This window comes from Streptomyces sporangiiformans (genome assembly GCF_005768555.2).
Lineage (GTDB): Bacteria > Actinomycetota > Actinomycetes > Streptomycetales > Streptomycetaceae > Streptomyces > Streptomyces sporangiiformans.
This window is the reverse complement of the sequence record NZ_VCHX02000150.1, coordinates 48935-59990: the sequence shown is the minus strand read 5'-3', so window position 1 is coordinate 59990 and position 11056 is coordinate 48935. Positions and strand designations below refer to the sequence as shown.

Below are 11056 nucleotides of genomic sequence, written 5' to 3'. Positions count from 1 at the left end.
CCCCTGGTGACAGAGCGGTGAAGGCGCTCCCCAGGCGACCGGAGTTGGCGGCGACATGGCGCGGGGCGGGCCGAGCACTGCGCGATGGGCACAACAGCTCCTGTTCTCCGGGGTGACCGAGGGCGGCGGTGCCGTTCTGTCTCGCCGCCGAGCCGATTCCTCGGCTGGGCGGCACACTTTATCTCCTAGCGAACTAAGTCAGTTAGTTGTTTGGCGGTAACCTCGGTCACGATCGCCGGTGGTGGGCGAGGAGTGCAGATGGACAGGTCGGGACAGATCGCTGTTCGGCATCTCGCTGCCGCCGCCCGCCCGCCCGTCGCCGACTTCCGTTCCCGCGGACGGCTGCCGGCGGCCACGTCGGCCGCGACCCCTGGATCAAGCAGCTGCACGAGAGGTCCGGCTCCTGCGCCACGGGCGCAGGAAGGGTGCTGCTGCCGGGGGTGTACGTGCTGGCGCGGCAGGTCTCCGAGTTCCCTGCGCGGTGTTACGCCTGGTGAGCGCGGTCTCCGTCAAGTTTCGCCAGTACCGCGTCGTCCGCGCCGTGGCGTGCGGCATCTGGGCGCGTTGTGTGCCCGGAACGCCGTGGAGGAGTAGAGGGCTTCCACGTTGCTGCGCGGCTTCCTGGGTCGGCCAGGCCGGGGATCAGCCAGGTGGCGGATCCCGGTGAGCAGTTCGTCCGGGAGGGCGCCCTTGAGGAAGAAGCCGGTGGCTCCGCTGCGCAGTGCGGCGTAGGGCGGACCACGTCGAGGCGTGGTTCGGCTGCCTGGCGGACGGCCTCTGCGCCGTGGGTGGCCTCGCCGACGACCTCGGTGCCGGGCGTGCTCTCCAGCAGCATGCGGAAGCCCAGGCCGGTGCAGTCGCTGGTCGCCGACGATGAGCACGGTCGTCATGACGAGCTGCACGCTGTTCGCGGCAGTTCCGAGGTGGGGTCCGGCGCACGAGGGAGGACGGCGTCGCTCCAGCCGCCGCCGGGGCGCGGTCCGACTCTGACGCTTCCCCCATACAGTGCGGCCCGCTCCCTCATGCCGGGGATTCCGTGCCCCGCTCGCCGCCGTCGTGACGCGCGCTACGCCGATGTCCGGGACCGCTGGGCGCCGTCGGCCACCGCCCGGCAGGCGCCGGTCTTGCTGAGCGCCTGCGCTGCAACAGCTGAGCCAGTCCCTGGTCAGCGCCCGCAACACCGCCGACCAACCACGCCTGGCCGACGACTACGCCCGAGACACGGCCGCCGCAGCCGCTTCCCGCCCGCAGGCGCGGGCACAGCGCGGTCGTTCCGCCGGGTGCCTCGGCGGCAATCAGCATCGCCCCGCGGGACCCGCGCCTGGCGGAAAGCGGCTGCGGCGGTCCGCAGGCCGGGGCCTACGGCTCTGAACACAGGCCGGCTGTCCGCCTTCGCGCATTCCCGCTGGACCCGCTGTACAGCACTCGGGCCCGGCTGACCGCCGCGGCGGTGCACCGCGCCCGAGTCCGTACGGTTGTGCTGTCGGTCAGCCCTCGAGGCTGACCGAACGGGCCGAGGTGGCGCCGATCTCCTGGGCGATCTCGCTGAGAACGTCGGTCGGGACGTTGTTGTCGACGTCCAGGACCACCAGAGCCTCACCGCCGAGGGCAGCCCTGGAGACCTGCATGCCTGCGATGTTGAGGCGCGCCTCGCCGAGAACACGGCCGACGGTGCCAATGACACCGGGGCGGTCGGCGTAGCGCAGGAAAACCAAGTGGTCGGCCATCGCCAGGTCGATGTCGTACTCACCCACCGACACGATTTTCTGGATGTGCTTGGGGCCGACAAGGGTGCCGGAGACCGAGAGCTCCTCGCCATCTGCGAGTGTGCCGCGGACGGTCACCATGTTGCGGTGGTCGGGGGACTTGGAGTTGGTGGCGTGGCGGACCTCGACGCCGCGCTCCTGCGCGAAGAGTGGGGCGTTCACGTAGGACACGGTCTCGTCGACAACGTCCTCGAAGGCGCCCTTGAGCGCGGAGAGTTCGAGGACCTTGACGTCGTGCTGGGTGATCTCGCCGTACACCTCGAGGTCGAGCCGTACGGCGGCCTCGCCCGCCAGGGCGGTGAAGATCCGGCCGAGCTTCTCGGCGAGCGGCAGCCAGGACCGTACGTCTTCCGCGATGACGCCGCTTTGCACGTTGACCGCGTCGGGGACCAGCTCGCCCGCGAGCGCGAGCCGGACGGAACGGGCGACGGCGACACCCGCCTTCTCCTGGGCCTCGTCCGTGGAGGCGCCCAGGTGCGGGGTGCACACGACCTGGTCGAAGTGGAAGAGCGGGGAGTCCGTGCAGGGCTCCTGCGCGTACACGTCCAGGCCCGCGCCCGCGACCCGGCCTTCCTTCAGCGCGTTGAACAGCGCCTGCTCGTCGACGATCCCGCCGCGCGCGGCGTTGACGATCCGGACGTGTGGCTGGACCTTGTGCAGCGCCTCCTCGCCGATCAGGCCCAGCGTCTCAGGGGTCTTGGGCAGGTGCACGGTGATGAAGTCGGAGAGCTCGAGCAGCTCGTCCAGTGAGAGCAGCTTGACGCCCATCTGCGCCGCCAGGGCGGGCCGTACGTATGGGTCGTAGGCGACGATCTTCATGCCGAAGGCGGACATGCGCTGGGCGACCAGGACACCGATGCGGCCGAGCCCGACGACGCCGAGGGTCTTCTCGCTCAACTCCACGCCCGTGTACTTGCTGCGCTTCCACTCGCCGTTCTTCAGGGCGGTGTCGGCCTGCGGGATGTTGCGGGCCGTGGCGATCAGCAGGCCGCAGGCGAGCTCGGCGGCCGTGACGATGTTGGACGTGGGGGCGTTGACGACCATCACGCCGGCCTTGGTGGCGGCGGTTACGTCGACGTTGTCCAGGCCGACGCCGGCGCGGGCGACGACTTTCAGTTTCCTGGCCGCGGCGATGGCCTCGGCGTCGACCTTGGTCGCGCTGCGCACGAGGATCGCGTCGACGTCGGCGATCGCCGGAATGAGCTCGGCTCGGTCGGCGCCATTGCAGTGCCGGATCTCGAAGTCCGGGCCCAGGGCTTCGACGGTGGCGGGCGACAGCTCTTCAGCGATCAGTACGGCGGGTTTGGGGCTCACGGTGGTCTTCAGTCCTTACCTATTGCTTGGCGGGCGGCCGTCTCGGCGGCCGAAGGCGGTGGCGACTTGCGATGGGGTTCTGCGGGTGCCGGAGGAGTGCGGCCGGCGTTGAGACGTGACTCGCCGCGCCGGCGCAGAGGGCGGAGCGGCGTAGTGCGCGCGTGTCTGTGTCCGTGGGCGCACGTGCCCGACGATCGACGTGGGCGTGCTCGGCCGGAGGGGACAGAAGCGAACTCGTCCGCCCCCTCCGGCACAGGACGTGGTGTTATGCGGTCGCGGGCTCTCGCTGCCTGTCGCGCGCAGGTGATGCGAGCCGGCCGGTGCGGTGCAGGCCGTGGAGGGCGGCCGCGCAGGCGAGGCCGAGTGCGAACAGCGCCACCCACGGCAGCGCGGACATCCCGGCCGCTCGGGCGGCGTCGAGCGCCGCACCCGTCAGCAGGTTTCCGAGGGTGATGCCGATGCCGCAGATGGTGTTGTACAGGCCGTAGTGAGTGGCGACGAGGCGATCACCGGAGAGGCGGACGATGGTGTCCATCTCGAAGGGATACGCGACCATCGTGCCGATCGCGAGGAGCAGCGCGGACAGCGCCGGTGGCACGGCCGCGAGCAGCCACAGCCCCACCCCGCCATCCGGTACCGGAACCGCGGTGGCCACCAAGAGCGGAACAAACCCCAGCCCCATGGTCAGCAGCCCCCAGGTCAGTGCGCGGCCCGGTTCCATGCGGGCCTTGCACCAAGCGGTCACCCTGGTCTGGAAGAGGATGGTGCTCAAGCCCGAGACGGCGAACAGCACCGCCACCGCCGCCGTGCCGAAAGTCCCCTCGCCACCAAGGCGGCGTACCTCCAGCGGCAGGGCGAGATAGACCTGGAACTGCATGACGTAGAAGCCGATCATGGCAACCGAGAACAGCAGGAACGGCCGGTTGGACACGATGCCCCGCCACTGGGACAGCACGCCCTCCTGGTCCTGCCCGCGCTTGGCGTCGTCGCCCCGGCGGGCGGGCAGGGCCTGGATCTGAACGATGCTCAGCAGAGCGAAGATCCCGGCCGCGACCAGGCACGTGACGCGGAAACTCACGCCGGTCAACAGCATGCCCACCAGCGGGCCGAGCAGGATCCCAGCCTGGTAGAAGATGTTGAACAGGGCGAATGCCTCGACTCGGCGTTCACCGGCGTCCGCCGCGACATAGGCTCGTACGGCGGGATTGAACAGCGCCCCGGCCAGCCCCGTCGCCGCAGAAGCGGCGAGCAGGGCGGGTACGGACTCCACCAACCCGAGGGTCGCGAAGCCGACGATGCGCAGCACCAGCCCAGCGATGATCATGGGCTTGTAGCCGAGTCGGTCGGCCAGCGTTCCGCCGAGAAGGAACATGCCCTGCTGGCTGAAGTTGCGGACGCCGAGGATCAGCCCGACGGTCCAGCCCGCAAGGCCCACGGGACCTGCCAGATACGCGGCCAGGTACGGCATCAACATGTAGAAGCCGAGGTTGATGGTGAACTGATTCACCATCAACAGCTGGACGCTGCGCTCGTAGGTACGAACCTGCGCGAGGGTGCTCTTCATCAGGCCGTCTCCTCGGAGCCGGCCTCGGCGGCGCCGGCAAGTTCCAGGACGTCGGTGTTCTGCTCTTCGCTGTTCAGGGTGAGCGGGTCGACCACGGTGGTGCACCGGGTCCAGCGGGTGACCTCCTTCTCGTCCAGGCGGCCGATCACCTCCGGTTCGGGCGCGGGTGGGGAGTCGAGCAGGCCGTGGGCGGCGCAGTAGTCGTCGTCGTAGACCGTGCCGAGGTAGCGCTGCGGGCCGTCGGGGAAGATCGCCGCGATCCGGGTGTTCGCGGGCAGGGTGCGGGCCAGCCAGCCGGCGACCATCGCCACCGCGCCGACGCTCCAGCCGCCGGTGGCGTAGTGGGAGGCGGCCAGCTGGCGGCAGGTCCACACCGCCTCCGCCGGGGCGACCCAGTGCACCTCGCTGAAGTTGTCGTAGGCGACGTTGCGCGGGTAGATGCTGGAGCCCAGACCCCGCATCAGGCGGGGGCGGGCCGGCTGGCCGAAGATGGTCGACCCGATGGTGTCGACGCCGACCAGTTTGAGGTCCGGGTAGAGCTGTTGGAGTACGCGGGAGACTCCGGCGGAGTGTCCGCCGGTGCCCACGCTGCACACCAGTACGTCGATGTGGCCAAGTTCCGTGGCCAGTTCGAGGGCGAGCGGCGTGTACGCGGTGGTGTTGTCAGGATTGTTGTACTGGTCCGGGCACCACGAGCCGGGGTGCTGCTCCATCAGCTGGGCGACCCGGTCGCGGCGGGCCTGCTGCCAGCCACCGGTGGGGTGCGGTTCGGAGACGAGATTGACCTGAGCTCCGTATGCGTTCAGCAGTCGGGTCATGGACATTTCGAGCCCCGGGTCGGTGACCAGTGTGACGGGGTGCCCGTAGACCATTCCGGCCAGTGCGAGCCCCAGACCGAGGGTGCCGCTGGTCGACTCGATGATCCTGGCGCCCGGCTGGAGTTCGCCGCGGGCGCGGGCGCGCTCAACCATGTGCAGGCCCGGACGGTCCTTGATGCCGCCGGGATTGAAGCCCTCCAGCTTGGCCCAGAAGCCGCGGTCCGGCTCGGTGAAGGGCTGGGAGACGTGCAGTACCGGGGTGTTGCCGACAAGCCCCCGTAGGGCGGAGCCGGAGCCGGCGGGAGTGAGGTCACTCTTGGTCATGGAGTGCATTGGTTTTCGCTCTCGTATCGGTAGGGACGCGTGCGGATGCTCATCTCGCGCGGCGGCCAGGGCGCGACGCGCGGCGGGGCGACCAGGGCCGACCCGCGGGGTGGCTCCTATATGCGCCACGTGCAGATGGCGGTGAGCACGGACCGGCCGCCGCTGGGCAGCAGTCTTCGGGCGGCGCCAGGGGACTGGCGCACGGGAGTTGCTGTGGTGTCCGTCAGCGTCAGCGCAGTGACAGCGGGCGGCGGGACCCGAGCGTTCGACTGTGGGGAGACCGCCTGCGCGAGGCGGGGACCGTGGCAACGGTCGGGAGACTCGGACGGGTCGAGATTCTCGCCGTCGGAGCCCTCCGCGGGTTGGGGGGTTTCACTCGACGCTGCGGCCAATCGAGCGGGCGACTCCGGCGCATGGCGTTGATCGCCGAGGCACACCAGCAGCATGCACAGCAGGGCGTACAGCGTGCCCCGGACGAGTCGGCTCTTCCGGAGCGGACGTACGCATGAGTCATAGGCACAGGAAAGGGCAGGGGTGGGCGGCACAGGTCCTCCGCGCGGCGGTCACTGCCCGTACGGGAACTCTCCCGTTCGAGGCAGGGATCAGTGGGGGGTGAGGGAAGAGAGCCGTCGACCCTCCCGACGCCACGCTGTGGGGCGCTGTGCGCAGGAGGTCAGACGCCATGGACCGGTCGCCGGGAGGCGTGACGCGACCTTGTGCAGGCCGAGTCCATGAATCCCGGGAAGGGTCGACCGGTTCGGAAGGCGCTGACCTAGATACGAAGAACCGCGGAGTCCGCTGCTTGCGTTCTCGGGACCGCGAAGTCCCGTGCCGCGGCGGCATGACGGGCGGGCGCGGAGCCAGCCGCCCCGTCGCCGTTCTCCGAGCTCAGCGGAGACGCGCAGGGCTCCGTTACAGCGGGACCCTGCGAAGGCTGCCCCATCGCACAGTCCGCATCGGCGTGCTGCTGACCGTGGCCGTCGTGATGGCCCTCCGGCTGCTCGCTCGCCGGCTGCGCCGACGTGACACTCACAACGTTTTCGTGTGCCGAGGTGGCACTAGCAACGTTTTCATGTTCGGCAGTGGGCCCGGAATGAACGTCCGACGTCGAGACGCCCTTGTCGGAGGCGAGGTGAGTCGCCGTGGTGTCAGGGCTGGCGGCGTGCGTATACAGCAGGCCGAAGAGAAACAGGCCCAGCCCCAGCGCACGCCACAGAGCCGCTGATGAGCGGCTCCTCGGCGTACGAGAAGGAGACAAGACCGTAATCACGCTGTGATCCTAACCTGATCGCGAAGCTCTGGCATGCCGTCTCAGGAGAACATCGCGTGAACCCAGCCACATAACGGCGAGGGGGCACCCGATCGGATCAACCCCGCCAAATGGCTGGGGACTTCATCGTTCGCAAACGCCTTGTTCGACCCCGCGCGACGGCCCTGGAGACCAGAAAAACGGGGTGGCCGGACGGCAGTGCGCACCGCCCCGGCCACCGTTTCTGTCGTCGCGTCAGCTCTTGCCCAGCATCTTGTTCATCTGCTCGATCTCGGCGGTCTGCGCCGTGATCACGTCGTCCGCGAGCTTCACGGCGGGACCGTACTCGCCGTTGGCCTTCTCGGTCTTGGCCATCGTGATGGCGCCCTCGTGGTGCTTGACCATCATCTCGAGGAACATCTTGTCGAACTCGGCGCCGGAGGCCTCCTCCAGCTTGTCCATGTCCTCACTGCTCATCATGCCGGGCATGCCGGACGACATGTCGTGGCCCTCCATGCCGGACATGTCAGCGGGCACCTCCTCGTCCCACGAGGTGAGCCAGCCGGACATCGTCTTGATCTCCGGGTCCTGCGCCCCCTCGATCTTCGTGGCGAGGTCCTTGACCTCCTGTGAGGAGGCCCGGCTGGCGGCCAGGTCGGCCATCTCGACGGCCTGACGGTGGTGCTGGATCATGTCCGTCGCGAAGGAGACGTCTGCGTCGTTGTGGTTGCCGGCCTTGGCCGAGGCGGGCGTGGACGGGCTCGAGTCGGAGCCCATGGACCCCATGTCGTGCCCTCCGCCGCCACAGGCGGCGAGCACGAGGGCTGCCACTCCCGCGGTGGCGGCGAGACCGGTACGGCGGATGAGCTTGCGGTGTGCGGTCATGAGTTGATCTCCTGCATTCGGATTCGTGAAGGGCATACCGAGACGCGGCGCCGCCTCCCTGTGGGCGTACGGCGACGCGTGGGGCGCTCTATATCCGCAGGAGCTGAAGTTCGGAGAGTGAGGGCGGAGCGCGGCCGCCGTCGAGATCAACGACCGACGAAGCGGGCACATCCGCCGCGCCGACGCAGGCCGCCATATCGGGCAGGAACACCGGTGCCACCACGGGGCCTCCGGCCAGGGACGCCGAAGCACAGGTCGGATCGGCATGGTCCGTATGACCCTGACAACCGCCCTCGCCATGATCACACGCACCCGGCATCGACGCCATGACGTCCACGCCCGTGTACACGGCAGACACCATCCGGTCGTGCCCCGAGGCGGGGGCGGCCTCGGGAACCGGCCCGAGGCCATGCATGCCGAGGAGGCCCAGCAGCAGAGCACATACGAGCAGCCCACAGGACCGCACCGTCGAGTGCGGTTGAGCGAACTGTCCGAAGCGGGTCACGGCCTCATCGTAGGCATAGATCATCGACTGAGCGGCCGTCTACTATGGACTTGCGTACTCGGTGGTGAAAGGAAGTAAGGGCGATGCGACGGCTGGGGGATCTCGAGGCGGAGATCATGGATCGTCTCTGGACGTGGAACCGTCCGGCGACGGTGCGTGAGGTCGTGGATGACATCAACAAGACCCGTCCCGTCGCGTACACCACGGTGATGACCGTCACGAACATCCTGTATTCCAAGGGCTGGCTGCTGCGGGGCAAGCAGGGGCGCGCCTGGTTGTACACACCGGTGCGCAGCCGCGAGGCGTACTCCGCCGCGCTCATGGAGGACGGTTTGGGTGAAAGCAAGGACCGCCCGGCCGCGCTGGTCCACTTCGTCGAGAACATGTCCGGTGAAGAACAGGCCGCCCTGCGCAGGGCCCTGCGAAACGTGGGACGACAGGCCAAGGCCGAGTCGTGAACGCGGCTCCGGCCCTGGTCGGCTACACGGCTGCGGTGGGGTTCGTCGCCCCGCACCTCATGCTGCGCGGTAGCTGGTCGCACCGGGCTCCAGCGCTGGCGGCAGCGGCGTGGCACGCCTTGGCGGTCTCCTTCTCGATCGGGGCCGCGCTCGCCGCGTACAGCCTGGCCATGCCGGCCGAGCACCTGCACGCAGGCCTGGTAGGCCTGCTGCACAGTTGCGGAGTGGACGTGGGCACGGCTCAGCCCGACCCGGACACCGCGGACCGGCTCGCCGTCGGCGTCCCTGCCGCGATCGGGATCGCCCTGGTCGCCAGCTTCGCCTTCCATGTCGTACGAGCCCGTCGGGTGCGGACAGAGCACCGGACAGCTGTCGACCTGGTGGGCCGCCATTCGGCCCGGCTCAGCGCCACCGTCCTGCCGTACGACGTCCCCGCCGCCTACTGTCTGCCCGGCCGTGATCCCCGGATCGTGATCAGCGACGCGGCCGTGCGCGAGCTGACGCCCGAGCAGCTCGCCGCCGTGCTGGAGCACGAGCAGGCTCACATCGCAGGCCGCCACCACCTGTTCCTGGCCGCCGTGGAAGCGTTCCACTCGGTGTTCCGGTGGCTGCCGCTGGCCCGCCATGCCCGTGAGCAGACGGCGCTCCTGCTGGAGATGATCGCGGACGACCGCGCGCTGCGCAGCCACTCCCACGAGGTGCTGGCCACGGCGATGTACGAGATGGCGGCGGCCCGCACTCCGAAGGGTGCGCTGGCGGCAGGCGGCCAGAACGTCCTGATCCGCCTGAAGCGAGTACTCGGCCCCCGCAAGGCCCCGCACCCCGTTCTGTGGGGTTCTGCGGCCGCCGTGGTCGTGACGATGCCACTGCTGCCGCTACTGGTCGCCTGCCCGCCAGGTCTCGGCTGACGCCGTACAGACAGCTCCGCATGAGGCCGCTGTGACTCGGTTCACTTGCGATGCATAATACGAAGCTACTAAGTTCTAACTTGCTCGATGAATGCGACGCTGGGCGCGGGCCAAGGCTCGCGCCCAGTGTCGGATCCATGGGGACAGCGCCGAAGCTGACTGGTGTCGCCCGACGACCAGAGTCCGTCGCTCGGTCCACAGACGCGCAGAGGAGTCACTCCACGATGGGATCGCACCGTCGGCCGAAGCCGCCCAGCCGCGCCCGGATCGCCACGCTCGGCATGGCCGCCGGTGCCGTCAGCCTCCTGCCGACGCAGAGCCAGGCCGCCCCCAAGCCCACGATCGACGAGGTGCGCAAGGAAGTGGAGCGGCTCTACGAGGAGGCCGAGGCGCCCACCGAGGAGTACAACGCCATCCGGGAGAAGCAGAAGAAACTGCAGCGCGAGGCCGACAGCGCGCAGGACCGCCTGGCCCGTAAGCAGCAGGAGATCAACGAACTGCGGGATGCGATAGGCCCGTTGGCGGCCGCGCAGTACCGCAGCGGCGGCGTCGACCCGAGCGTGCAGCTCTTCCTGTCCGGCGACCCGGACGACTACCTCGACCAGGCCGAGATGCTCGACCGTACGAGCAGCCGGCAGGCCGAGGCTCTGCGGGCGATGCAGGCCAAGCAGCGCGAGCTCACGCAGGAGCGCAGGGCCGCCCAGAAGCGTCTGCAGGTCCTGGAGGAGACGCGCACCAAGGCGGCCCAGACGAAGAATGAGGTCCAGGACAAGCTCGCGAAGGCCCGCAAGCTCCTCAACAGTTTGACGGCCGCGCAGCGCGCCAGGATGGAGGCCGCCCAGGAACGCGAGGACACCGCCGCGGGCGTCAGCGACTCCCCGGCGACGTACAACGGCCCGGCCAGCGGCCGCGCCAAGGCCGCACTCGACTTCGCGTACGCGCAGCTCGGCAAGCCCTACGAGTGGGGCGCCACCGGACCCAACTCCTACGACTGCTCGGGTCTGACCGGCGCCTCCTGGCGCGCGGCGGGCGTCTCGCTTCCGCGCACCGTCAAGCAGCAGTACGACGCCGGCCGCAAGGTGGCCAAGTCGGACCTGCAGCCCGGCGACATCATCTACTGGTACAACGACAATCAGCACAACGGCATGTACGTCGGCAACGGCAAGGCCATCCACGCGCCGCGCACCGGCAAGAACATCGAGATCGTCCCGCTGGACTCCATGCCGTTCTTCGCCGCCAGCAGGCCTTGAGCGCCAACACCCGTA

Annotated in this window: 8 protein-coding genes and 1 pseudogene; 3 read left to right on the top strand and 6 right to left on the bottom strand. The window is 69.3% G+C overall.

Annotated elements, in window-relative coordinates:
• Positions 1-644 precede the first annotated feature (644 nt).
• The 6 genes and pseudogenes from FGD71_RS49040 to FGD71_RS23130 all read right to left on the bottom strand — a co-directional run.
• A pseudogene (locus tag FGD71_RS49040) lies at positions 645-890 on the bottom strand (response regulator); the annotation flags it as partial.
• A gap of 597 nt (positions 891-1487) precedes the next feature.
• Positions 1488-3080: a phosphoglycerate dehydrogenase gene (gene serA, locus FGD71_RS23150; RefSeq protein WP_119102422.1), complete on the bottom strand. Its 1593-nt coding sequence runs from the start codon at positions 3078-3080 to the stop codon at positions 1488-1490.
• 265 nt (positions 3081-3345) lie between these two features.
• Entirely contained in the window at positions 3346-4644 is a 1299-nt protein-coding gene (locus FGD71_RS23145; RefSeq protein WP_119102421.1) for an MDR family MFS transporter, read from the bottom strand.
• Positions 4644-5795, bottom strand: coding sequence for a PLP-dependent cysteine synthase family protein (locus tag FGD71_RS23140; protein ID WP_119102420.1), 1152 nt, complete (start codon positions 5793-5795; stop codon positions 4644-4646). The genes FGD71_RS23145 and FGD71_RS23140 overlap by 1 nt, the downstream gene beginning before the upstream one ends.
• Before the next feature lie 1495 nt (positions 5796-7290).
• Positions 7291-7920, bottom strand: coding sequence for a DUF305 domain-containing protein (locus FGD71_RS23135; protein ID WP_119102419.1), 630 nt, complete (start codon positions 7918-7920; stop codon positions 7291-7293).
• Positions 7921-8008: 88 nt separating this feature from the next.
• Positions 8009-8425 carry a DUF6153 family protein gene (locus FGD71_RS23130; RefSeq protein WP_240436720.1) on the bottom strand — a complete coding sequence of 139 codons (417 nt, stop codon included), beginning with the start codon at positions 8423-8425 and terminating at the stop codon, positions 8009-8011.
• Between the two features lie 83 nt (positions 8426-8508).
• Between FGD71_RS23130 and FGD71_RS23125 the strand changes: the two genes are divergently transcribed.
• The 3 genes from FGD71_RS23125 to FGD71_RS23115 all read left to right on the top strand — a co-directional run bounded on the left by FGD71_RS23125 (position 8509) and on the right by FGD71_RS23115 (position 11041).
• Positions 8509-8883 (top strand): BlaI/MecI/CopY family transcriptional regulator, encoded by a 375-nt coding sequence (locus FGD71_RS23125; protein ID WP_119102417.1) that lies wholly within the window; start codon positions 8509-8511, stop codon positions 8881-8883.
• Positions 8880-9791 (top strand): M56 family metallopeptidase, encoded by a 912-nt coding sequence (locus FGD71_RS23120; RefSeq protein WP_119102416.1) that lies wholly within the window; start codon positions 8880-8882, stop codon positions 9789-9791. Before FGD71_RS23125 ends, FGD71_RS23120 begins: the two co-directional genes overlap by 4 nt.
• A 224-nt stretch (positions 9792-10015) precedes the next feature.
• Complete coding sequence (locus tag FGD71_RS23115) at positions 10016-11041, top strand: C40 family peptidase (RefSeq protein WP_119102415.1); 1026 nt, start codon at positions 10016-10018, stop codon at positions 11039-11041.
• The last annotated feature ends 15 nt before the right edge of the window (positions 11042-11056 follow it).

Excerpts from the sequence above, each read along its gene's own strand:
- FGD71_RS23140 (WP_119102420.1), bottom strand. The coding sequence starts at position 5,795 with ATGCACTCCATGACCAAGAGTGACCTCACTCCCGCCGGCTCCGGCTCC.
- FGD71_RS23135 (WP_119102419.1), bottom strand. The coding sequence starts at position 7,920 with ATGACCGCACACCGCAAGCTCATCCGCCGTACCGGTCTCGCCGCCACC.
- FGD71_RS23145 (WP_119102421.1), bottom strand. The coding sequence starts at position 4,644 with ATGAAGAGCACCCTCGCGCAGGTTCGTACCTACGAGCGCAGCGTCCAG.
- FGD71_RS23125 (WP_119102417.1), top strand. The coding sequence starts at position 8,509 with ATGCGACGGCTGGGGGATCTCGAGGCGGAGATCATGGATCGTCTCTGG.
- FGD71_RS23115 (WP_119102415.1), top strand. The coding sequence starts at position 10,016 with ATGGGATCGCACCGTCGGCCGAAGCCGCCCAGCCGCGCCCGGATCGCC.